Annotated in this window: 20 protein-coding genes and 1 pseudogene; 7 read left to right on the top strand and 14 right to left on the bottom strand. The window is 52.4% G+C overall.

Going from position 1 to position 22,287, the window contains the following annotated elements:
* Positions 1–138 precede the first annotated feature (138 nt).
* Positions 139–996 (top strand): helix-turn-helix domain-containing protein, encoded by an 858-nt coding sequence (locus EHV15_RS20635; protein WP_128632858.1) that lies wholly within the window; start codon positions 139–141, stop codon positions 994–996.
* Here the strand turns inward: EHV15_RS20635 and EHV15_RS37460 are convergent.
* From EHV15_RS37460 to EHV15_RS20625, 3 genes and pseudogenes are all read right to left on the bottom strand, one after another.
* On the bottom strand, positions 981–1,457 hold the full coding sequence (locus EHV15_RS37460; RefSeq protein ID WP_246061951.1) for a GH36 C-terminal domain-containing protein: 477 nt from the start codon (positions 1,455–1,457) through the stop codon (positions 981–983). The two genes, EHV15_RS20635 and EHV15_RS37460, sit on opposite strands and share 16 nt — an antisense overlap.
* Positions 1,400–2,148: pseudogene (locus EHV15_RS38065) on the bottom strand (glycoside hydrolase family 36 N-terminal domain-containing protein). Before EHV15_RS38065 ends, EHV15_RS37460 begins: the two are co-directional and overlap by 58 nt.
* Positions 2,149–2,222: 74 nt before the next feature.
* Complete coding sequence (locus EHV15_RS20625) at positions 2,223–3,737, bottom strand: peptide MFS transporter (protein ID WP_128632857.1); 1,515 nt, start codon at positions 3,735–3,737, stop codon at positions 2,223–2,225.
* A 234-nt stretch (positions 3,738–3,971) separates the two neighbouring features.
* On the opposite strand from EHV15_RS20625, the gene EHV15_RS20620 reads away from it, so the two are divergent.
* On the top strand, positions 3,972–4,217 hold the full coding sequence (locus EHV15_RS20620; RefSeq protein ID WP_128632856.1) for a hypothetical protein: 246 nt from the start codon (positions 3,972–3,974) through the stop codon (positions 4,215–4,217).
* On the opposite strand, the gene EHV15_RS20615 is transcribed toward EHV15_RS20620, so the two are convergent.
* Positions 4,214–6,493 (bottom strand): glycoside hydrolase family 3 C-terminal domain-containing protein, encoded by a 2,280-nt coding sequence (locus tag EHV15_RS20615; RefSeq protein WP_128632855.1) that lies wholly within the window; start codon positions 6,491–6,493, stop codon positions 4,214–4,216. The two genes, EHV15_RS20620 and EHV15_RS20615, sit on opposite strands and share 4 nt — an antisense overlap.
* 135 nt (positions 6,494–6,628) lie before the next feature.
* On the opposite strand from EHV15_RS20615, the gene EHV15_RS20610 reads away from it, so the two are divergent.
* A complete protein-coding gene (locus EHV15_RS20610) occupies positions 6,629–7,897 on the top strand; it encodes a helix-turn-helix domain-containing protein (protein WP_178075912.1) in 1,269 nt (422 codons plus the stop codon).
* Between the two features lie 371 nt (positions 7,898–8,268).
* Here the strand turns inward: EHV15_RS20610 and EHV15_RS20605 are convergent, their stop codons facing one another.
* Genes EHV15_RS20605 through EHV15_RS20585 form a run of 5 tightly spaced genes read right to left on the bottom strand, consistent with a single transcriptional unit; the run spans position 8,269 to position 13,681 of the window.
* Entirely contained in the window at positions 8,269–10,134 is a 1,866-nt protein-coding gene (locus EHV15_RS20605; RefSeq protein WP_128632853.1) for a BglG family transcription antiterminator, read from the bottom strand.
* 20 nt (positions 10,135–10,154) lie between these two features.
* Positions 10,155–11,657, bottom strand: a complete 1,503-nt coding sequence (locus EHV15_RS20600) for a sulfatase family protein (RefSeq protein WP_246061708.1) — start codon at positions 11,655–11,657, stop codon at positions 10,155–10,157.
* Between the two features lie 55 nt (positions 11,658–11,712).
* Positions 11,713–12,018, bottom strand: a complete 306-nt coding sequence (locus EHV15_RS20595; RefSeq protein ID WP_128632852.1) for a PTS sugar transporter subunit IIB — start codon at positions 12,016–12,018, stop codon at positions 11,713–11,715.
* Entirely contained in the window at positions 12,019–12,330 is a 312-nt protein-coding gene (locus EHV15_RS20590) for a PTS sugar transporter subunit IIA (protein WP_128632851.1), read from the bottom strand.
* Positions 12,331–12,343: 13 nt separating this feature from the next.
* On the bottom strand, positions 12,344–13,681 hold the full coding sequence (locus EHV15_RS20585) for a PTS sugar transporter subunit IIC (protein ID WP_128632850.1): 1,338 nt from the start codon (positions 13,679–13,681) through the stop codon (positions 12,344–12,346).
* A 337-nt stretch (positions 13,682–14,018) separates the two neighbouring features.
* Between EHV15_RS20585 and EHV15_RS20580 the strand changes: the two genes are divergently transcribed.
* From EHV15_RS20580 to EHV15_RS20570, 3 genes are read left to right on the top strand one after another with little or no spacing between them, the layout of a single operon-like run.
* Positions 14,019–14,519 carry a DUF6773 family protein gene (locus EHV15_RS20580; RefSeq protein ID WP_246061707.1) on the top strand — a complete coding sequence of 167 codons (501 nt, stop codon included), beginning with the start codon at positions 14,019–14,021 and terminating at the stop codon, positions 14,517–14,519.
* 38 nt (positions 14,520–14,557) lie between these two features.
* A complete protein-coding gene (locus EHV15_RS20575) occupies positions 14,558–14,758 on the top strand; it encodes a helix-turn-helix transcriptional regulator (RefSeq protein ID WP_128632848.1) in 201 nt (66 codons plus the stop codon).
* Positions 14,759–14,777: 19 nt separating this feature from the next.
* Positions 14,778–16,220, top strand: a complete 1,443-nt coding sequence (locus EHV15_RS20570; RefSeq protein ID WP_128632847.1) for an erythromycin esterase family protein — start codon at positions 14,778–14,780, stop codon at positions 16,218–16,220.
* Between the two features lie 334 nt (positions 16,221–16,554).
* On the opposite strand, the gene EHV15_RS20565 is transcribed toward EHV15_RS20570, so the two are convergent.
* Positions 16,555–17,088 carry a chromate transporter gene (locus EHV15_RS20565; protein WP_128632846.1) on the bottom strand — a complete coding sequence of 178 codons (534 nt, stop codon included), beginning with the start codon at positions 17,086–17,088 and terminating at the stop codon, positions 16,555–16,557.
* A gap of 13 nt (positions 17,089–17,101) precedes the next feature.
* The gene (locus tag EHV15_RS20560; RefSeq protein WP_128632845.1) at positions 17,102–17,737 is read right to left on the bottom strand and encodes a chromate transporter; all 636 of its coding nucleotides are present in this window, start codon (positions 17,735–17,737) and stop codon (positions 17,102–17,104) included.
* A gap of 273 nt (positions 17,738–18,010) precedes the next feature.
* Here EHV15_RS20560 and EHV15_RS20555 point away from each other — a divergent pair, with 273 nt between their 5' ends.
* Positions 18,011–19,201 (top strand): ROK family protein, encoded by a 1,191-nt coding sequence (locus EHV15_RS20555; protein WP_128632844.1) that lies wholly within the window; start codon positions 18,011–18,013, stop codon positions 19,199–19,201.
* A 13-nt stretch (positions 19,202–19,214) separates the two neighbouring features.
* On the opposite strand, the gene EHV15_RS20550 is transcribed toward EHV15_RS20555, so the two are convergent.
* From EHV15_RS20550 to EHV15_RS20540, 3 genes are read right to left on the bottom strand one after another with little or no spacing between them, the layout of a single operon-like run.
* A complete protein-coding gene (locus tag EHV15_RS20550; RefSeq protein WP_128632843.1) occupies positions 19,215–19,445 on the bottom strand; it encodes a hypothetical protein in 231 nt (76 codons plus the stop codon).
* Between the two features lie 7 nt (positions 19,446–19,452).
* On the bottom strand, positions 19,453–20,667 hold the full coding sequence (locus EHV15_RS20545) for a Ger(x)C family spore germination protein (protein ID WP_128632842.1): 1,215 nt from the start codon (positions 20,665–20,667) through the stop codon (positions 19,453–19,455).
* Between the two features lie 3 nt (positions 20,668–20,670).
* Entirely contained in the window at positions 20,671–22,191 is a 1,521-nt protein-coding gene (locus EHV15_RS20540) for a spore germination protein (protein WP_178075911.1), read from the bottom strand.
* Positions 22,192–22,287: the final 96 nt, after the last annotated feature.

The raw sequence follows: 22,287 nt of genomic DNA, 5'->3' as shown, positions 1-22,287 counted from the left end.
TCCCCCTAAACTAAACTTTTAATCGCTTTCACACCATTCATGTTACAAGAAAACATTTTTGAAGTAAGTAGTTCAAAAAAAGAATAGGTGGATTATATTTACTATATATCCGAGTTCGAAATTGGAGGAGTTGGCAGCATGTACTTTGTTGATGAAGAATATTCGGAACAGGCGGCCTTTTTGTCCGCGGGCACCTTTCTTACCAATCAACCCTGGATCCACAAAGAAAGGGTCATCGATAGTTATGAAATTATCTGTCCCGTCGATTCGACCCTGTATATCGAAAGCAACCATATTCCCTACGCCATTGAAGCGGGAGAGATCCTGCTCATTCCCCCGCACACGTTTCACCGTGGGCTTAAAGTTTGCGAAGGTCGCCTGAAATTTCACTGGCTGCATTTCTCGGGGGCTCATTTAGGCCCTAAAAGCGAAGAGGAAGTCATCCGGAAAATCAACGAAAAAGACCCGGACGAGATGATCATTTTGCCCATATACACCAACAAAATAGACTCCCGGCGCTTTCATGTCATGTTCAACCAACTGCTCGATTTATATCAGGAAAAGAAACCGAGGAGCTACTTAGACGCCTATTTAACCTGCCTTTTATATGAATTGACCGCGGAAATCAGGAGTTATCTGATCCAAAAAGCGTCCAACGGCAATCGGCTGCAGCCGATTCAGGACTGGATCCGCATCCATGCCTTTGAAGACATCACGCTCGAACAAATCGCCGATCATTTCAAATACAACAAGAACTATTTGTCCAGAATTTACAAGGAAAACACGGGAATCGGAATTTCGGAACAGATTATCAAATTCAGACTGAAGCACGCGAAAGAACTGTTGACCGAAACCGACCTAAGCATTATTGAAATCGCCTCTGAAGTCGGGTATGAGGACGCGAAATATTTCATGCGCCTGTTTAAAAAATATGTGAACGTCACCCCCACAGAGTACCGCAAAACTTTTTATTGCAAGCACTATAACAAGAAATGATTTGCATCTATCCAATTAGGTAGATTTTTTGGTGTTAAAAATAAAACAAGGCTGACTTTGGACAGATAGTCTCCGGAAGTGCTGTCGTTTAACAGGATTCCGATTGCCATCAATTCGTCTCCATAGTAGTCACGTTTGCCGGCATTGGTGATGCGGTACTTTTTATCCCCATCCAGCCCAGCCAGCTTCAACCGCTTATACCCGACATTAACTTCGGTCAGCGTACGATAATACCCCACAATGGCCCGATTCCGATCCTTGGAGATAACCATCCAGGCGGTTACGTTTCCTGCAAACGGACTAGCCAGCCGATAAAAGATGCCCTGATGGATAAGCTCCCGGTTTTTTTTCATAAATTCGACTTGCTCCCGGACCATTGCCTTTTCCTCGTCAGATAGCAGGTTCAGATCCAGTTCATAGCCGAAGGTTCCAAAATAAGCCACGTCCCCTCTGGTGGCCAGCGGAGCGCTGCGGTGGGTTTGATGGTTGGGAACCGCCGAAACACCTCTACCTGCGCCAAAAAATTGCCGCTGTAGATCAGACTAAATCCGAGCGCTTCCCCGGAAAATTCCGTCGTTCCTTTCCTTTTCAAGCCGATGAAAGGGTTATAATGATGACTGCTGTGTCCACGCAAACTGTAGATGCTCTGGACGCCCTGATGCAGGACGTGCGTTTGAATATGCCGCTCCCTGCCCCAAGCTCCGGTCAATTCGATCATTTCATAGTCTTTGTCCGGGAGATCGAGATTCAAACTCATTGCGGAATCCAGCCGGATTTTTTGCGTTCCCAAGTTGCTTATTTTGATGCTTCGGGTCAAGACCGGCAAAGGGTTTCCGCCTCTCCATCCGACTCCACATAAGTCGCCGGTAATCCTTCAAGCGCAGGTTTACCGGGAACAATCTCATGCTTCACGTACTCAAAACAGGTGGTACGGCTGCCGTCTTCCTGAACCATATTAAGACCACAGTGTCTTAGGTCCCCTGATCCGTATACGGACAGTTCCTGTTTGACCTGTTCCAGCGAAAACATGTAATTCCCCTCGAACACACAGGGGGACATATCGCGGAAGCCCAGTTCCAACAGATGTGAAAAGTCCTCCCGGTCGCGGATTTTTTTGCCGTAATACAAATGTCCCGGCTGGTGATTGGGCATGATACCAAAAATATAACTGAGTTCACCATTATATAAATGAAATTGTCGTGACTTTTCATGATAGACGATGGGCATTAGACCATATCCTTCTCGATATTTTTAGAGAACACAAAGATGAACAAAGCCGTCACCACCAGCAGCGCGGTCATGATCGGGAACAAATTCACCTGCTGATCCGCCGTCTGATAAAAGTTGAACAAAATTAAGGCGATGCCGTTCCCAATCGTGCCCGCTTGTCCCCAAGCGGTCTGCATCTGGGTATGGTAGGCGTCCGGCGACAATTTGACCACAAAAGATAAACCGATCGGCCCGACCAAATTGTCCGAAAAGGTCAGGAACAGGTAGTAAAATACCATCCACAGCAAGCTGTACGGCGCCTGGTCCTTAAACAAAACAATCGGGATGGTTAATAAGCCGTAGCCAAGCGCTGTGAAAAGGATGCCCAAGCCGTATTTATACGTCGTCCGAATATGAGTTGCGCGCGTTTTGGTCCAAAGCCATACGAAAACCGGCGCCAGCACCAATCCTAAAACGGTGTAAATGGTCCCTACCGATCCGGGAGCGACCTCAATGCCGAAAATGTGGCGGTCGATTTTCTGGTCGATGAAAATAGCCACCATCGAGGTCAACATAACCCCGCAGAGCGCCATCACAATTTGCGCCGCGAACAATTTGAGGAAAGGTTTCATTCTTCTGCGATCTACAGCCGTTAAGTCTTTTTTACGCAGCAAATTGGTCAGGAAGACGATCGGTATAATAAAGGTCGCCGAAGTAATAATATTCAGCACGCCCTGGAAGGAGATGACTTTGGCCAGCACCAAGGCGACAATAATGCCGATAACCGCAATCAGAACCAGCACAAACCGGACAAACAGTTTTCCGAACTTCCCCGGCTCCAGCGGCTTGATCGGCTTTTCTCCCAGGGGGCCGAAAAACTTGTGTTGGGTGAAAAAGATCACGGCACCATAAAGAAACGCGGCCACAGCGGCGATAAGAAAGCCAACGTGGTAGTTTTTCATGCCGATTTGAGCGACCAATACCGGAGCGATCAGACCGGCAATATTGTTGCCTATGGTATGAATCGTAAATGCGGCGTCGCGTCTGCCATTATCGTTCTTACGGTACAATTGGCCGGTCAGCGACGCATTGCTCGCCCCCATAATGGGAAGCGACATCAAAAACAAAGCGATGATGGCAAAGATCCTTCCTTGGGCAAGGGAAAATGCCGGGATAGCCAGCAGCCCGAAAGCCGTCCCTTTGACGATGTTCCCGATGATCAAAGCTTTGCGCATGCCCAGCACCCGGTCCGCCAGCCAGCTTCCCAAAATAACGAAGATGGAATTACACGCGCCCATCGCTGTAACCATAGACGCGGCCTGGCCTTGCGTAAATCCTAGACCCTGCGAATACGGAGAATAGAGATAGTAAATTAATATCGCATACAGCGCTCCCCAGGCGAAAGAATTAAAAAAATTACCCGCCGCCAGAGCCCCCACTCCTCTTGGATGCCCAAAAAACTTTCTGTCGTCAAGCACTTCCTCCAGCCTCGTTTTGTTGGAATCAGGCCCCTGCCGCAACTCGTCGCTCATCGTAGTTCCTTCTTTCGTCAGTAGTATGTTACCGTTTTCACTTAAAAATATAGCAGATTCCCTATTTCAAAACGGTAGCGTAAAGTTGGGATAGGTGGACATTTGTTACGTTACCTGGGTGGCGAAAAGGGGATGTTGGGGTATGGGGGTGCCAATGGGGATAAGAAAAAGACCCGCCGGCGGCTAGGTCCTTGTCGGAATTTCTACATAGTGCAAAGTAGGAAACGGATAAGGGTGATGCGAAATCCCACGAAATACCGCGGGGAAAGTGCAGGCGGGTTTCACCAGAATGCCCTGAAAATGCTGGCCAAATGCAAAACTGCAGTTTATTTCCGGCTAAAAGATACTTTTTTATCCCACAGCCCCAAAACAGATGCACTTTTGCATTTCAAACGCCCAAAAGCGGAATTTCAAGAGAAATCAAATGTACTTTTGCAGTTGGCTATTGCTGCCCGTGTTTTTTCTACTTTTCTTCGTTAATTCTCAACTTTTGCTTTTCCTCCGTTCAGCCGTTCCAACACCCCGGACAGCATCGCGTCCGTAAACTTGCCCTGGCTGAAAGCGACGGCGCCGCGCAGCGGCATGTATTTCATCATCGCCAGCATCATATCATCCGGCTCGTCTCCGCTCGCTGCAAGCAGCCCGGTGGCCGCCATCAATTCCTTGCCGATATCCCGGGTGGCAGCCTGCTCCATCAAGTCGCCGATCAGCGAATTGGCCGTATATACGACGGGCAGCGCGGCCGTGGAAACGACCTCAACAGAGCCTTCAAGGACGATGTCACGAGAAGACTTGCCGATGAGAATCCGGTATTCTCCGGACTCGGCATGCCAATCCTTCAGCGTGGCATTGTAGTAGGCAAATGCGTTTTTATCGAGCTCGAAAACGATCGTCTTCGTTTCTCCCGGCTGCAGCTCAACCTTGCAAAAGCCCTTCAGCTCTTTGTCCGGCCGAATGACGCTGCTTCGGGCGTCTCGGACGTAGAGCTGAACGATTTCTTTGCCCGCCCGGTTGCCCGTATTGGTGACCTGCAGGCTGACCGCGACCTTTTCATCGTCCCGCATCCGGCTTTTATCCAGCTTCAGATCGCCATATTCGAACGTGGTATAGCTCAGGCCGTGACCGAACGGAAACAGCGGCTCCACGCGCTTGGTGTCATAGTACCGGTAGCCGACGAAAATGCCCTCCCGGTATTCCACGCGGTCGCCTTCGCCGGGGAAAAACAGGTAGGAGGGATTGTCCTCCAGCCGTACGGGGAAAGTTTCCGCCAGTTTGCCGCTCGGGTTCGCATCGCCGAACAGGATGTCGGCAACGGCGCCGCCCGCCGCCTGGCCGCCCAAATAGCCTTCCAGAACGGCCTTGGCCTTGCCGATCCACGGCATTTCCACCGGCGAGCCGTTGCTCAGCACCACGACCAGATGAGGCTGCGCTTCGGCCACCGCCTCCAGCACCGCGAGCTGATTAGCCGGCAGCCGCAGATGCGTCCGGTCGTAGCCTTCCGATTCGTAGCGGTCCGGCAGGCCGATAAACAGCACCGCCGCGTCGGCGTCCGCCGCCTTAAGGGCCGCATCGCGCAGCAGTTCGGCGTCACACTCGTCCCGGTCCAGCTCGAAGCCTTGGGCGTACACAACTTTAGCGCCGCCGCCCGTCGCTTTGGTCAGTTCGTCCAAAGCCAGATCCAGGCGCGTCGGGTTGACGTGCGAGCTTCCGCCGCCTTGGTAACGGGGCTTTTCGGCGAATTCGCCGATCACGGCGATCGTTCCCGCTTTGCGCAGCGGCAAAATGCCCCCCTCGTTTTTCAGCAGCACCATGCTCTCCTGGGCCGCGGTCCGGGCCAGCCGGTGATGCGCCTCCGCATCGAAGGCCGCCTGCTCTTTGCGGTTTTCGGCCGCCTTGAATATAAAGGAAAGAATCCGTTCCACCGCCTGGTCCAACACCGCTTCGGACAAGCTGCCGTCTTTAACGGCCGTGACGATTTTGGCGTCTCCCGCGCCTCCGCTGGACGGCATCTCCAACTCAAGTCCGGCGGCCAGCCCGCGGACCCGTTCGTTGACTGCTCCCCAATCGGACACAACGAAGCCTTCAAAGCCCCATTTTCCGCGTAAAATTTTCGTTAACAAATCATGATTTTCCGAAGCGTATTCCCCGTTCACCCGGTTGTAGGAACACATAACGCTCCACGGCTGGGACTGCACGACCGCCCCCTCGAAGCTCCGCAAATAAATTTCATGCATAGTCCGCTCGTCCACCACCGCGTCCGTAGACATTCTGCGATGCTCCTGGTTGTTGACGGCAAAATGCTTCAGCGAGGTGCCCACGCCCTGGCTTTGCACCCCCTGAATATGGTGGGCGGCCATTTCGGAAGACAGATAAGGGTCCTCGGAAAAATACTCAAAGTTCCGCCCGCACAGCGGCGAGCGCTTAATATTCGCCCCCGGCCCCAGCAGCATGGCCACGCCTTCCGTTTGGCATTCCTTGCCCAGCGCTTCACCGACGCTGCGGATCAAGTCGCGGTTCCACGACGCGGCCAGTCCGGCTGCGGACGGGAAGCAAGTGGCCGGCACGCTGTCATTTAGGCCGAGGTGATCCGCGGAGGCGCTTTGCTTGCGCAAGCCGTGCGGGCCGTCCGTCATCATGACGGAAGGGATCCCCAGCCGTTCCACGCCTTTCGTATGCCAAAAATCCAGGCCTGAGCACAGGCCCGCTTTTTCTTCCAAAGTCAGCTTGGCGATGATTTCCTTGATATTCGGTTTCATAGGTTGCACGCACTCTCCCTCGTGATGGTATCGCTTTCAAAATCGATTTGCTTTTATTTTAAAGGACATTCTTTTGTCCATTATGGTATAATTTTTGCAATTATAGTATTTATTTAACCCGCATGGAGGATGAATATGACTGGACGGCCGCATCACGAAGATCGATTGGACCACTTCTGCCACTTGCTTTATGAAGCAACTTTGCTGCCCATCATCCGCACGGATAAAGCGGGCCTGATCCAAAGCTGCCGCCCGGACACGTTCCCGGTAAATCCAAAATACGGCGGCTTGCAAGAGCAGGTCACCGGCTGGATCGGCGAACGCTCCCCCGCCGCCGTTCCCAAGCTGCATTCCACCCCTTTCCTGGAAAACTTCCTCTTCGTCTCCACTGGAGAAGAAGGGGAGTTTGCCGGCGGGCGGATCATAATCGGTCCGGCGGTTTCGGCGGTCTGGCCGGAGGAACTGCTGAACGGTCTGCTACAGGACCTGAAGGTCCCGCAGGGGCAGCGCCCAGCCTGGATCGCTTATTACCGGAACCTGCCCGTGATCGACAAGAGCCGGCTGTTGTACGCGGGGCTGCTCGTCCACGAATGGCTTACCGGCCAATTCCTTGATCTGGTTGATTTAATCGATGCGTCCGAACCCGCTGACGAGGGTTCCGCCTTGAAGCCAGCCGCCCTGACTTCCCTTCGCCTTTCCGGCACCCGGGAAGCGGGCGTCTACCACCATTCACCGGACACCGAAAAGCTGTTTCTGAAGCACATCCAGCACGGGGACAAAAAAGAGCTGTTGCGGGCCTTCGCCGTCCTCACGGACCAGGGGGTGGGCATTTTGTCCCGGCGCAGTCCCCTGCGGCACCAAAAAAACATCGCCATCACCGTCATCACCCTGGCGACACGGGCGGCCATGGAAGGCGGCATGTTTCCGGAGGAAGCTTACACTTTGAGCGACGTGCACATTCAACATATTGAGGAGCTTGGGGAGGTAACCAAGGTGGAAAACGCCTTGCAGACGGCCTTGGGCGACTTCGCCGACGGGGTAAAGCGCAGCCTGGATCAGCGCGTATCCCGCCCGATTGCAATTTGCCAGCGCTACATTTTCGATCATCTGTACGAGGAGCTTTCCCTGCCGGTGTTGGCAAAGGCTTCCGGCGTGAGTACCGTTCATCTCTCCCGGCTGTTCCGGCGGGAAACGGGCATCAGCTTGACCGAATATATTCAACGGCAGCGGGTGGAGGAGGCAAAACAACTGTTAGCCTTGTCCGCATACTCCCTTTCCGACATCTCCGCCCGGCTACTGTTTCACGACCAGAGCTATTTTACCAAGGTGTTCAAAAAATACGCCGGCGTAACGCCTAAACAATACCGGCATCGCAGGCTCGGAACCGCTGCTCCGGGCGGGTGACCCTACAAAACCAAAGCGTAGACGGCCTGACATGTCTTCGAAACGCTTGCGTCCTCGCAAATAGCGGAACTTTATATACTTATTATCCGAAGCCAGGCATGTTCATCCCCATTAGCGGCATTTTATGTACTTATATTCCTATGAATGGCCTAGAACAGCCTTTTTTGGCAAAATAGCGGCTGGTACAACCGTTAGATTTCCAAGATAAACTTAAAGGCCGGGAACGGGAACCCCCGTCCGGCCTCACCCTCAAGGCTTATCGCCATCTTTGCCCACCCAAATATAAATTTGCCCCGGCGTCATGTACAGCGGAATTTCGCCCCGTGATGTTGCCTTAAATTAATACGCCGACGCCCCAAATGTCCTTTAGCTTACCTCCCCGCGTCCTTAAGCAAAATCCGCTTGAACTCCCCAAACGACTCCGCCTCGCAAAGCCGGATCATCAGGGACGAGTCGTGGACGATTTCCTGGATCAGCAGCAGCAAATCCCTCGCCTCGCTGCTTTTGGCCTGGGCGATCACGAAGACGACCTTCACCGGGACGCCTTCCCAGTCGATCTGTTTCTTCAGGATGCCCACGCCGACTTTGGTGACCGCCGAGCACAGCTCGATCGGATGAACGAGCGCGATCAAATTGCCAAAAGCGGTGCTGCCCAAATTTTCGCGGATCAGGCACAGTTCCTCGAAATCGGGCGGGGTAATGCCGGTTTCGGCGATGCGGGCGCACATTTTATGGATCGCCTCATGCTTCGTCCCGGCGGATAGCGCCCCATAAAACAAATCCTCGGAAAAATACCGCCCGATCAGCCGCTCTTTTTCCCTCCGCTTCTGGTAAACCGTAAGCTTCGCTTTATCTTCATCGGTAAAAAAGGGGCTGATAATCTCCACCGGAATGCCGCCGATCTCCACCGGTACGGTGGAAAAGACGATATCGGGGACAAATTTCACCACCTCCTCTTTGTTAAACAGCGAAAACGTCTTGACATAATGGGCGTTCGGAAACGTATGCTCGATTTTGAACTTGAGCAGCTCCGCCGTTCCCTGGCCCGTCGTGCAGACGATGGCGATCCGGTCAAAGTGGATATTGCCCCGCTGGACGTCCCGCTCGAGCGCCAGACCAATATGCATCGTCAGGTAAGCGATATCGTCGTCGATCAGCTTCTTCTGGTAAATCCGCTGAATTTCTTCGGCCAGCAGCACGGCCAGGTTAAAGGCAAACGGAAACTGCTGCTTGATCTCCCGCAGAATCGGATTTTTCAAATGCACGTCGTTGTGCAGGCGGCCGATCAAAGGCTCCAAATGGAACACCAGCCCGCTGCGCAGCCGGCTGTCATCCCATAACGACACATCGTAAACCTGCTCGATCTTTTGCAGAAACGCGTCGATGATCATCTCGATTTTCACCCGCGTGTCCTTTAACGTGTCCTGTTTGATCGAACTGATCTGGCCGATCAGATACGAGTACAGGTACGTTTTCTCGGAGACCGGAAGCGTTAGCTTCAGCTCCCGCTCCAACCCGCCGAGAATGGCGTCCGTCAGGTGAAAGTCGGGGTTGTCCTCATACCCGCCGCTCCTCTCCAGCAGGATGACATGGCCAATGGCGCAGCGTCTAAGCATGATTTTGATATGAAAAATCAAATTTTCCAGCACGATATCCGAACACCGGATGCTGCGGGCTTGAAATTCGCCAACTACGATGCGTTCGACGGCTTGAAATTCACACGGCCGCAGATACTGATCCTCATGCAGCAGCGAAGCGATCGCCAGCCTTTTGCCCAACTCCTCCCCGGCGATTCTCATACCGTGGTGCGGCTTAGCCTTAAGTGTGAGACCAAACGGCTTCATCTGCTCCTTCATTTTGCCGAGCACGCCGTTCAGCTTGCTTTTGCTGATGTAGAAACGCTCGCTGATGTTCTCCATCGTCACATAACCCGGCAGATCGATCATCAAGCGGAACACCTGAACCGCCAGCGCTTGCTCCGAGGCTCCGGCCTCCTCGGCAGCCCGCTTGATCGCCGGTTTGTCTCCGCCTTCGAGCACGTATCCTCTGCCGCGTATTAATTCGATTTCCGCCGCAAACTGCCGCAGGGATACGTTGATTTTCCTGACCATGCTGCGCAGCGTTTTGTCGCTGACGTCTAAACTGAGCATCAGTTGTTTGAGCGCCAGCGGCTGCTCGTTATCCAGAAACAGCTTTAAGAGGTTCGTTTCTTTTTCGGTTAAGTTCACCTGGATCATCCTTACGTGTCGATCATTTATCAAGTCCTCTGGTCATACCGGTGAGGAACGACATCCCCCGTTTCGAAAAAAAACTTAAGCATCCGTTCTTTAAACTTGGCGACCAGCGGCGCGTATGCCGGGTCATCGATCAAGTTGTTCCGTTCGTAAGGGTCCTGCTCCATATCGTAGAACTCGTCCTGCTCGTAATGCCGGTAGACGTATTTATATTTCCGGTCGCGAATCATCATCGCTTTGGTGTGCTGGGGCAGCTGCTCCTGCTCTACCGTTCTGGCCCAATATTCATTGCTCGGCGCGTGCCCGGCGTCCATGCAATGGTTTTCCCCCTCAAGGCGCCCGCCTTCGGCAAACACGACGTCCCGCAGCTCATCCTCCCCTTCCAGCACACGGCGCAGCGACTTGCCGAAATGGGTATAGTCCGGTGTAATTTCCAGTAAATCCAGCAAGGTGGCCTGGATGTCGATCAGTTCGGTCAGCGCGGAGGTAGTGCGCGGTTTAACCTCCATGCTTGCCGGCGGCTTGATGATCAAGGGGACCCGGGTCAGCATATCCTCAAACGTATTTTGGTTTTTCTCGGCAATTTCGTAATCGCCCGTATAATCGCCGTGATCGCTGAAGAAAATGACGATCGTGTCGTCATAAACACCTTTCGCTTTAAGCGTATCCAACAGCCGTCCGATATAAGCGTCCAGCTCCGTTCCCATCGCGTAGTATACCCGCTTCATTTCCTGCAAACGCTCGTCGGACCATTCGTACAGCTTCTGGTTGCGGCGGATGCCCCGCAAAATCGCCGGTTTCTTGGCCCATTCCGCTTCGGTGAGACGAACGGGGGCCGGTACCTTCTCCCCGTCGATCCGGTCGTACCACTCCCGGGTTACAGCGTACGGGGGATGCGGCAGCGCCAGCGCCAGATAGAGGCAAAACGGCTCCTCCTGTTCATAACCCTCCACAAATTCAATCGCATGTTCAATTTGCTCCCGGTCGATCCGCTTGTCGTCCTTAATCACCCCGCGGAAGTGGGAATAATCGTATTCCTTGGAGCTGGGCTCCGGCTCGGCCGCCGATGCTTGCTGTTTCGCTTTCCGTTCCCTCATTTCTTGAAAAAAAGCTCTGTACCGGTCGTCCCTGGTCGAACAATAGTCGAAGGCGTCCGCATCGGCACGCAGGAAATCATTCCTTCCGCCCCAGTACACATGATAACCGCCTTGTTTCAGCGTCCGCAAAATATTGGCCTCTTCCGGCCCCATTAAATGATGCATCGTGCGGAATCCCCGCGTATGCGGATACCACCCGGACAGAAACGAGCAGCGGCTCGGAACGCAGACCGGAAGCTGGCAATACGCATTGGAGAAGCTGACCCCTTCCTTGGCCAGCTCGTTCAGGTTGGGCGTGACGGCCGCTGCGCAGCCGGTGTAGCCGATGGAATCGGCTCTCCATTGGTCGGCGACGACCATGACAATATTCGGTTTCTTCGGCATAGGCAATCCAAGCGGTGAAGCTGCACCTCCGGCTTGTTTCACCACTTGGACTTTTCCCCTCCTTTGCTCTATAAAATTGCGTGTTCAAAACCTCTAAAAGTTACACTCGCATCAGTTCCATCGCCCGCTTAAGCACCTTATCCCCTTTGGACAGAGCGTAGTCGCGGCTGTCGATCACCTCGCACGGCTTGCCTTTGGCCGCGCACGTTTTTTCCACCGAGCGCAGCTTATGGCGGATCTGCGGGCCAAGCAGCACAACGTCAAAATCATCGATTAAAGCTTCCAGCTGATCCACCGGATGCGCTTCTACTTTCCAGTCCGCCCGCTCCGGGCCAAATGCGTCGCGTATGCTTTTCTCCAAAATACTGGTGGAAATTCCTCCTGCGCAAACCAACAAAATATTCATTTAAAGCACCTCCGTTAATTTTTCAACCAAATCGCGAATCGTCAGAGTCGTCATCAAATGGTCTTGGGCATGAACCACCAATACGGACATCTCGACCTTTTGCCCATTGGACTCGCCGGTCATCAGCGAGGTTTGACTGCGGTGCGCCCGGCGCAGCAAGGAGTTGGCCTCCTCGAACAGTTCCCTTATTTTCTCTTCATTTTTTGGCTTGACATAGTCCATCGCTTCCAGGAGAAGTCCCCGGGCCGTCCCGCTCGATGAGATCATTTCCATGCAAATTTGTTCCAGATTGAATTCCTGATTAGTCTCCATTCCCATTCATCCTTTATTCAGATTTAAGATGTAGGCGTTCTTCTTCCTGTTCCTCGGCCACCATTTTGCTCTCGAGGCGTTTGTAAAACGGATAATAGATGACCACATCCACCAGAATGATAAAGAGCGCCACCAAACCCGCCTTCACCGAAGCCGACCCGGCCATGGCGATCAGGATCACCGGCGTTTGCGCCGGCACGTTCAGGATCGGTGCGTTAAGCATATCGAACCAGTGAAAAGCCGCATAGGTAATCACCGTATTGACCGCAGGCACGAGCAGGAACGGGATAAACAGTTTCGTATTCAGCGGGATCGGCGTACCGAACATCGTCGGCTCGCTGATATTGAATATGGCTGGCAAAATGCCGAGCTTTCCGACCTGGCGAAGCCCTTTGGATTTGCTGCGGGTGTTCAGCAGGGCCAAAGCAAACACCCCGGCGCCGCCGATCGCGATGAAGCCGAAATGAACGGGCGTCGTAAACACCTTGTCGTACGGCAGACCCGCCGAATAATTGTTCAGGTTGGAAACGATATTTTGGATTTCGATCGGCAATATGATCGGCATGACAATGCTTCCGCCGTGAATGCCCAGAAACCAGAACAAATTGATCAGCACCATGAAGAACCCGACCATATATACGTTGTCAAAGTTATGCACGAGCGGTCCGAACAAGCTGGTCACCAGCTCAGACAAATGAGAGCCCGTCAAGGCGAGCAAAAGCTTGTCCAGACCCGCGAACGTGGCGACCGCCGCAATCCCGGGAAGAATGGCGTTGAATGACGTTTGTACGTAATTCGGGACAGAAGCGGGAAAACGGAACCCGATATTTTTCGTTTGAAAGAAGCGAATCAGCTCGACGGTAATGATTGTGATCACAATTCCCGAAAAAATACCGTGCGCGCCGAACGCCGACATCGCCACCTGGAGCGTTGGGGCATCATTCACCATCACCGTATGCGGTTGACCTACGAGCATGAAATAAATCATCGCACTGATGATGGTGGCTCCCGTTTCATTTAATTTGTAGTACCGGGCAAGATTGAAGGTAAAGGCCAACGTGAAAGCGATGCCAATGATGCCGGTGGAAATATCGTTGATGCCGCGAATCCAGGCATTTTGTTCCCCCCACGCCGCCCAGCCCTGAAGCAGAGACGGAATGAACCCGGATGCGTCCATGACGACTTGCGGGATGGGGGGCTTGCCGATAAGAACGGCGATCGCTCCGACGATCGTAAGTGTAAGCGTGGATAAAATGGCCGTCATGAGCGAGCGCAAATAGCGGTTGTTTGACGCCCAGTCCGCAACCGGTGCCATGATTCCCTCAATTCGTTCCAACATTCTGTCGAACATTGCAGACCCTCCTTAAAGTTTTGTGAGCGTTACTTCCTGAATCGACTCCGTACAAAACTCGCTTCGGAAGCATAGGCTTAATTTTGTGAGCGTTACTTCCTGAATGAGCTTCGAGCAAAACTCGCTTCGGAAGCATAAGCTTATGTTGCTATAGTTCAATTATATTAGCTTTGGTAGCGCATTCAATTTGTGTTTTTTCCGAATCAAACGGAAAAAACACGATGAATGCCGAATCTGCCGGACGATAGTTTCATTAGCAAAATGACATATATATATTGCAAAATGTCCGATATATATTTTATACTATGGATAAGCAAATCTGAAAGGAGACATCACAATGAAATGGTTCGACAAAAAAGGCGCGGTGCGCGACGAACGCATTGAGCAGTTGAAAAACCGGATCTATAAGGAAATTTACGTGCTGATCGCGATCATTTGCAGCGTCTCTGTATTTCTGAAGACCTTTGTGTTAGACGGACAACCATCCATGCTGCTCGAAGTCATCATCCTGCTGGCGGGCGGCTTGTATTACGGTATCCGCAGCATCGCGCTCGGCATTTATTCGGATGAGGTCGAAGTTTACGAACAAAGCAGCAAACGTTCCTACGGCAAACGCACCTTATATACGGGGCTCGCCATCGGGCTCACGCTGGCGCTGCTGTTTGGCATCCGGAGCGCCGTCCTATACGGTGATGAGAGCACTTATCTGAAATACTTTGCGCTGGTATTTTTGGTTTCGCTCGGCCTGTATATTCCGCTTTTTGCCGGAGGCTTGACGCTGATGCATTTTATGGCCAACAAGCTGAGCCGCAGAGCATCGCAAAATGACCAGGAGTAACCGGCGGGAAGGGAAGAAAGAAAGACAGGTGATTTTGCATGAAAAATATCAGGTTGAAAATGGCCCGGGTCGAAAAAGACCTGTCCCAGGAAGAGCTGGCCAAGATCGTAGGCGTGTCGCGGCAAACGATCGGCTTGATCGAGCTAGGCAAATACAACCCTACCCTCAGCTTGTGCATCGCCATCTGCAAGGCATTGTCCCGCACGCTTGACGAGCTGTTTTGGGAAGAGGATTCTTAGGATGGAGGAAATTATGTTTATGAAACAACAGGCAATCAAATTCAAACACGCCTTTACCCTAGGTTTAATCACGGCGATTTTTCTGGGGTCTGCGCTCATTCCGGAAACAAAGGCCGCGTCCGGCGAGAGTAGCCAGAGTATTCAAGGTACTGTCATCGCCTCCGGTCCCGCCCGCACGGCCGAAGTTAAAATCAAGGACTGGGAAGCGTGGGCAAACGATCATGCCTATAAGCTGGAGACGATTCAGCCCGTGGACGCAAGCGCCGGCCGGAGCAAGGCTTTTCAAGATCTGAGCATGTTAAAGCCGCTGCTGCTGGATAAACGGATTGTTTTCCTCGGGGAAAGCTCCCACGGTGTGGCGGAATTTAGTCTGGCCAAAACGAGACTAATTCAATTCCTTCACGAAGAAATGGGATATAATGTCCTCGCTTTTGAAAGCGGGCTGGCGAACACCTCGCTGGCCTACGGCAAGTCGGCTTCCCAAAGCGCGGAGCAGACGATGAAGGATGCGATTTTTGGCGTCTGGTGGTCCAAAGAGACGCTGCCGTTGTTCGATTACATCAAAGCTACGCAACAAAGCGACCAGCCTCTCGCCTTAACAGGGTTCGACATGCAGCTGCAGTATCCCCTGCTGGACGGCGGCTGGATACAGGACAAGGCAATGGCAGAGCGTCTGGCGGACGCGGAGCAGAAGCTGTCCGATTACTCGAACGGCACCGATCTGAAAGGATATAAGAAAGACAAAAACGTAATTATCCGGGTTTATAACGATATTTTAAAAGATTTGAAATCCGCGAAAACGCAGGCTACCCTGAAAGAACGCTATCCGGACAACGTCAAACTCCCGGTGCTGCTGGAGCGAAGCCTGAACGAACGCATCCGTTTCGCCAAAGAATACGCCGAAATTTCGATTCGCGCCAACCTCGGGATGCAGACGGGAGACTACGCCCCGTTTTTCGAATCGATGGAATGGCGGGATAAGACGATGCTTGATAATCTGATGTGGCTGGCCACCGAAGTGTATCCAACAGAGAAATTTATCGTTTGGGGGCATAACGACCATATCCGCAAAGCGCACAGCGAAGTCATGGGTACACCGTACCCAGTGAAACTGATGGGCGAACTGCTCCCGGACGAGATGAAAAAATACAGCTATGCCATCGGTCTGTATCCGTCCAGCGGCAAAACGGCGGACAACACCAAAACCGTGCACGACGTTCTTCCGCTCGCGCCCGGTTCGGTCGAGTCGATCCTGTCCGCGGCCAAAACGCCGTTTACGTTCATCGATTTGCGTTACCAAAGCAGGGAACGCGGGAACTCCTGGATGTTCGAGCCCCGGTTTGCTTACAGCTGGGGCATCATCCCGGAAAGCCTGGTCCCCCGCGATCAATATGACGGCCTTTTGCTGATCGATGGTGTGAACCCGCCGCAGTACTTAACATCAAAACCGGCAGCCAATTAAGGCTCAACCTAGAAACCGGTGCTTGACAGCTGGCTACCCGGAACGACCGGCCGTCTGCCTTCAAAATAGCGGCATTTTATGTACTTATTATCCGGAGTACTGGCATATTCATTTCCATTAGCGCCATTTTTTGTTCTTATTTTCCTATAAATGGCCCAGAACACGGGGAAACCCCAATGGTTCGAGAAAATAGCGACATAAATTGCCCTTATTTCCCTCAAATTTACATATACTGCCGGAATAACGACATTTTTTACCCTTATGTTTTTTGGGCGGAAGTTTCTCAAAAAACACAACAGGGGCTTCCTAATCAGCGAATTAGGAGGCCCCTGTTTTAAAACAGCACGATTCCCGCGACGGCGGACAGCAAAATGACCGCAAAAGGATGGACTTTGTATTTGGTTACCAAGGCCAGGCTTCCGGCAATGATCAGCAGCGTTCCGGCCATGGACCAGCTCAACAAAGGTTCGCTCCGCCCGCCGAGTCCGAAGTTGATGGCAGCGTAAATAATCAGGCCCGTCACGATCGGACGCAAGCCGTAAAACGACGATTTGACCCAATCGTTGCTCTGCAGTCTGAGAAAGAAGGCCGTAAGCAGGATAACGATAATAAGCGACGGCAAAATGATGCCAACCGTGGCCACAATCGCGCCCAAAATGCCTGCCTGCGAATATCCGATCAGCGTGGCAGCATTCGTAGCGATGGAGCCCGGGGCCATTCCCGCCAAAGCGACGATCTCCTGAAACTCCCCGGTATCCACCCATCCCATGGCGGCCACCTCCCGCTGGATCAGCGTCATAACCGCGTAGCCGCCGCCAAAGGAAATGAGCCCTACCTTGATAAAGACCAAAAACAGCTGCCAAAGCATAGATGATCACCCTTTAGATGTAATATTCCGGGAAATGAAGCTCCTGTTTCTCCTCGGTCCGCGCCTTTTCCGTCCGTACGGTCCTCCCGCATTTCCGCTTAATCAACACGACGATGATCCCGGCGATCGGTCCCCCCAGAATAAGATAAAACGAATGAATGCCGGTAAATAGGAGGAGCGCGACCGCAACTGCCGCGATCACCAGCGTGGACGTATCCAGAACGGAGGATTTCCACATCTTAAAGGCAGCTACGATGATCAGGGAAACAACCGCGGCGTGAATGCCTTTTAATGCGGCTGCCACTTTTACGTTATCTTTGAAAATGTAATTTAATATGCTCAAGAGAAAAACGATGATAAACGTTGGCAGCGTAATCGCGGTCACGGCCGTCACGGCGCCGGGGATTCCCCCCAGACGGTAGCCGATGAAAGCCGCGGAATTGACGGCCACGCCGCCGGGGGCTGACCCTGAAATGGACACCATGTCCCCCATTTCTTCGCGGTTCATCCACCCTTTTCTATGAACGATCTCCTCTTCGATCGTCGCGATCATCGCATAGCCGCCCCCAAACGTGGAAGGCCCTATTTTTAAAAACACACAAAAGATTTGCCATAGGATGCTCATGCGCTGGGTTTGCGTGCGGTTCATCCGAACTCACCCTTTTCTGTCTCGTCATGTTTTACTAGAAGCTATAAGCATTATAACACATTAATTTCATTTTGGAATAAAGTTATGATAATTTTATAGAAAAGATTAAAAACCGCTAATCCCAAAGACTTCCGGGCGGTATTTATCACCTAACATAATTTCAAAAAGAAATTATGTTGATTATTCTGATGAAATTAACTGGAAATAACACGAAGTTGCCGTTATACTTGTAATATCCCGACTAATTAACTTGGAAATGGAGAAACGTACGTTATGATCACTCATTCCAATCCTTCTATAAAAAAACAGGTTTACGATCGAATTTCCTATCTCGGAACCGTCTCCAAGGCCGATTTGTTGAACCATTTTTCGCTCACCAGCAGCAGCATGACACGCTTGCTTGAGGAGATGACCTCCCAGGGGCTGATCATCGTCTCCGGACTCGGCAACTCCACTGGCGGAAGAAAGCCGATTTTGTTTCAAACCAATCCGACATACCGCTACCTGTTCGGCTTGGAAATTTCCCGTATTTATTCCACGCTGGGACTATACGATATGCATATCAACACCTTGTCCCTGACCCGTTGGAAAATGGACGAACAGATGACGCCCGAGCTGTTTGTCGATCACGTTGTGAACAGCGCCCGGGAGTTCCTGGCCAAGCACGGCATCTCGTCCGGCGATGTCTTGGGCATGGGGATCGGAGCGGTCGGCCCGCTGGATCAGCGAAAAGGAATCATCCTTGAACCGGAATTTTTCCCCGCTCCCTCCTGGAGCAATGTGCCGATTTGCGAAATGCTTGCGGAGCGGCTGGAATTCCCGGCGAAACTCGACAACGGCGCAAACACCGCGTTAATCGGCGAGCATTGGGCGCTGCGGACCGAAAACATCCAGCATGCCCTTTACGTACACTCCGGCGTTAACATCCGGTCGGCCGCAATGTCCGACGGTCAGATACTCCGCGGGGCCGTGGATACCGAAGGGGCGATCGGCCAGATGATCATCCAGGCCAATGGGCCAAGGCTGCGGGAGAAAGGCAATTACGGGGCATTGGAGGCTTTCGTGTCGGTGCCGGCGCTGGAGGAGCGCGTGCGCACCCAGCTAAAAATCGGGCGCGGCAGCCTGCTCTCCGGCATTTCGCCGGACCAGGTCAACTTTGCCACTTTGGTTGACGCCCTGGCGCAAGACGATCCGCTGGTTAAAGAGCAGTTTATGGAAACGGCCGCTTATCTGGGGATTGGACTCGCCAACCTGATCAATGCGCTGCATCCCGAATACGTCATTTTGGGCGGCCCGCTCGTCAGCGCCAGCCCGCTCGTATTCGATACCGCGCTGGAGATCGCCAAGAAAAACACCTACCATTATCCCGAGTACAGCCCGGTGTTCACCCAGGGTCTGCTGCTTGAGGAGGCCGTGGCCACCGGGGCGGCCGTGATGATGCTGCAGGAGTGGGAAGGAAACTAGCCCGCAAAAGCTTTCATCCTAACATACGCTGAAACAAATCATTGACGGGGGTATACAACCAAATAATGAAATAAAGCGGGCTGGGAACCTGCACCTTGAATACAGTGCATAGTGTTGCCGAAATGCCGGCTATCCAGAGCAGGATGAAGACGGCAAGCTGGCCGAATCGGCGGGAGCGGACCAAGGAAGGCAGGTCAATCGCTATACAGCATGAAGCAACCAGCAGAACCGCCAGAAAGTTCATTTTGGCCTCACCCCTTTATGTCATCCTGAAATGATTTATCGATGGTGCCAATCCGGTTGATATGTACGGAAGCTTGATAATGAACGGGCAGCGTTTTCAGGTAATTTTCCCGCTGTTCCTTCAGCTTCTCCCACACCTTCGGATGGGATTGGTAAATCAGTTGGCCAAACCCCAAAATATCGGAGTTGTATTTCTCAATAATATGATCGGCCGCATTTTCCATGAGGTAAATGATCCGTTCTTCCGACTTTTTCTCCAATTCTCTGATCATCAGGTCGTCATCCAGCCGATCCGTGCTCTGTGTGCTCTCAACATTGACTGTAGCGCGAACGGTAATATAAATATGCGGCTCCCCGTCGATGATTTTGACCTTACGCTTGGTTGAAGATCGGAGTACCTCCATCACGATGGGTTTTCCGTCCTCCCCGATTACCGGGCCGGCACTTCCGCTGACTTCACCCATGATATAGTTATAACCTATCGTTTCCATATCATTAAGCCATCCGAGCAGCTTGTCCCTTCTAAACACGCCAAGGCCGCGAAGCAGCAAGCTTGCCTTGGGCCTCGTGCTTTCCAGGTTATTCGCATCCCCGTCCACGGAACGGTCGCCAACAATCTCTATGCCCGACAGCGCGACGTTTCTCCCATCGGCCACCAGACGGTCAACCAGTTTGTCAATGGTGACGGGCGTGGTTCTGGCGGTTGCCTTGGACGATTTCTGTAAGGAATAAAACAGCCGGTTGGCCGGCAATTTGTCCAGCGGCGTCAAAAACTGCAGCACTTCGGAAGCCTGGGCATCCCGCGCTACCATGATATAGAAATCCGACCGTGGCTCGCGGCTTCTTAGAATGACATCCAGCACCTTGCCGATGCCGTCCCGGGCCAACTCCTCGCCAAGCACCAATACGCGGATATGCCCCAAGTAACTTGATCTGGAGCTCGCTAAGGTGAATTCATGCAACGCTTCGTAAATGGTTTTAACTTTAAAATCGTAGACGGTGACCGGCGTTCCGCCGCCCTTTGCGGTGGTGGATGTGGCGATCTCCGAAGGAATGACCACCTGCATCGTTACTTTAAAATGGTCTCCCTCCTTATCCAATCCGTACCCCAGGACAAAAGCCAGCTCATTGAGTTCTTTCCTTTCCCAGCACCCGCTCAGCAAAGCAGGCAGCAAAATAATCAGCATGAACCCGCATAGGGTTGATTTCAGCGTTCTCAGCATGGCTTACGATTCCTCCTGCCCGGTTTGTCCTTGCCGGTTCATGTCGCTTGGCCTAGTTTGCTGGGGTCTCGTTGTTAACTTCGGCCACGTAAAGCGGAAAACGGAATCCTTCAAATCGCTTTGAATAAAGGGTCCGATCGGGCTCATATATGGCATTCCGAAAGACCGCAGCCCAGCCAAATGCAGCACGATGATAAACAGGCCGAACAAAATGCCGTACAATCCCATAAACGCCCCCAGTCCCATCAGGGCAAAACGGATGATCCGGACGGCGATGGACATCCCCATCTCCGGAAGCACAAAACTGGAAATCGCTGTAACGGACACGATGATAACCATGGCGGATGAGATAAAACCCGCCTCTACGGCCGCTTGTCCGATAACCAGGGTCCCGACAATGGAAATGGCCTGGCCGATGTTCTTCGGTATTCTGACGCCGGCCTCGCGCAAAACTTCATAAACGACCTCCATGAGCATCGCTTCGACAAACGCCGGAAAAGGCACCGTCTCCCTTTGCGCGGCCAAACTGATCACAAGGGTAGTCGGAATCATCTCCTGGTGATACGTTGTAATGGCAACATAAAGCGCTGGAGCCAGCATCGCGATAATAAATGCCAAATACCGGATGACTCTCAGCAAAGTGGAGATATCCGCCCGCTGGTAATAATCTTCGGCGGACTGGAAGAAATTCAAAAAGAAAGAGGGAACAAGCAGAACAAACGGTGTCCCGTCCACCAGGATGGCCACTTTTCCTTCCAAAATTCCCGCCGCGATCGTATCGGGACGATCGGAATTATAGATCGTGGGAAACGGGGTAATGGCCGTGTCCTGAATGAATTCTTCGATATAGCCGCTTTCCAAAATACTGTCCGTGTCGATTTTATTCAGACGCCGTTTAACTTCATTAACGATTTCCGCGTTGACAACGTTGTCCAGATACATAATGGCCACATCGGTTTGGGTTACCTTGCCGATTTGAAACGTCTCAAGCCATAAGTGTCTATCCTTGATTTTCCGCCGGATCAGCGCCGTGTTGGTGCGCAATCTCTCGGTAAACCCCTCCATCGGCCCGCGTACAACCGACTGTGAGCTGGGTTCGCCGACATTGCGGTCCTCCCAGCCGGGAAGCGCAATCCGCAGCGCGATGTTTGCTCCGTCCAGCAGCAGTATGATGCATCCCGACAAAAGATCATGAAGCAGCTTGTCGTAATCGGTGATTTCCTTTACATCTCCAGCCATCAGAGTGTTATCTTTGAGAAGCTGCAGCTTTTGCTCGGCATCCAGCTTTTCCGGATCATCATTTTCGGAGAATCCCCGCTCAGTCAGCGAGTAAAGGATGGAATTGTGCAGGATGCCGGTATCCACCAGACCATCGATATAAAACAAGGCCAGCTCCGTGTTTGTGCCCAGAATCAGCTTCTTTTTCACCAGATCCGTGCTCCCGCCAAGCGCTTGATGCAGCAGGATATCGTTCTCCTGCAGGCTGGACAGCAATTGACCTTTAAGGCTTGTTGATTTATCCACTCTCGTTCACCTGATTTTCCGCCAACAGACGTTTTTTTGCTTATTTTGGTCTAATCGGCCATTAATATTCCTAATAAATCCAGGTCAGGAGCATAC

This window comes from Paenibacillus oralis (assembly GCF_003863965.1).
In the GTDB taxonomy this organism is placed as follows: domain Bacteria; phylum Bacillota; class Bacilli; order Paenibacillales; family Paenibacillaceae; genus Fontibacillus; species Fontibacillus oralis.
This window is presented reverse-complemented; position numbering and strand designations above follow the sequence as displayed.

Excerpts from the sequence above, each read along its gene's own strand:
- EHV15_RS20560 (WP_128632845.1), bottom strand. The coding sequence starts at position 17,737 with ATGAACCGCACGCAAACCCAGCGCATGAGCATCCTATGGCAAATCTTT.
- EHV15_RS20595 (WP_128632852.1), bottom strand. The coding sequence starts at position 12,018 with ATGAATATTTTGTTGGTTTGCGCAGGAGGAATTTCCACCAGTATTTTG.
- EHV15_RS20610 (WP_178075912.1), top strand. The coding sequence starts at position 6,629 with ATGACTGGACGGCCGCATCACGAAGATCGATTGGACCACTTCTGCCAC.
- EHV15_RS20615 (WP_128632855.1), bottom strand. The coding sequence starts at position 6,493 with ATGAAACCGAATATCAAGGAAATCATCGCCAAGCTGACTTTGGAAGAA.
- EHV15_RS20545 (WP_128632842.1), bottom strand. The coding sequence starts at position 20,667 with ATGCTGAGAACGCTGAAATCAACCCTATGCGGGTTCATGCTGATTATT.
- EHV15_RS20575 (WP_128632848.1), top strand. The coding sequence starts at position 14,558 with ATGAAAAATATCAGGTTGAAAATGGCCCGGGTCGAAAAAGACCTGTCC.
- EHV15_RS20605 (WP_128632853.1), bottom strand. The coding sequence starts at position 10,134 with ATGATCCAGGTGAACTTAACCGAAAAAGAAACGAACCTCTTAAAGCTG.
- EHV15_RS20580 (WP_246061707.1), top strand. The coding sequence starts at position 14,019 with ATGAAATGGTTCGACAAAAAAGGCGCGGTGCGCGACGAACGCATTGAG.
- EHV15_RS20550 (WP_128632843.1), bottom strand. The coding sequence starts at position 19,445 with ATGAACTTTCTGGCGGTTCTGCTGGTTGCTTCATGCTGTATAGCGATT.
- EHV15_RS20635 (WP_128632858.1), top strand. The coding sequence starts at position 139 with ATGTACTTTGTTGATGAAGAATATTCGGAACAGGCGGCCTTTTTGTCC.
- EHV15_RS20555 (WP_128632844.1), top strand. The coding sequence starts at position 18,011 with ATGATCACTCATTCCAATCCTTCTATAAAAAAACAGGTTTACGATCGA.
- EHV15_RS20585 (WP_128632850.1), bottom strand. The coding sequence starts at position 13,681 with ATGTTCGACAGAATGTTGGAACGAATTGAGGGAATCATGGCACCGGTT.
- EHV15_RS20590 (WP_128632851.1), bottom strand. The coding sequence starts at position 12,330 with ATGGAGACTAATCAGGAATTCAATCTGGAACAAATTTGCATGGAAATG.
- EHV15_RS20565 (WP_128632846.1), bottom strand. The coding sequence starts at position 17,088 with ATGCTTTGGCAGCTGTTTTTGGTCTTTATCAAGGTAGGGCTCATTTCC.
- EHV15_RS20625 (WP_128632857.1), bottom strand. The coding sequence starts at position 3,737 with ATGAGCGACGAGTTGCGGCAGGGGCCTGATTCCAACAAAACGAGGCTG.
- EHV15_RS20570 (WP_128632847.1), top strand. The coding sequence starts at position 14,778 with ATGAAACAACAGGCAATCAAATTCAAACACGCCTTTACCCTAGGTTTA.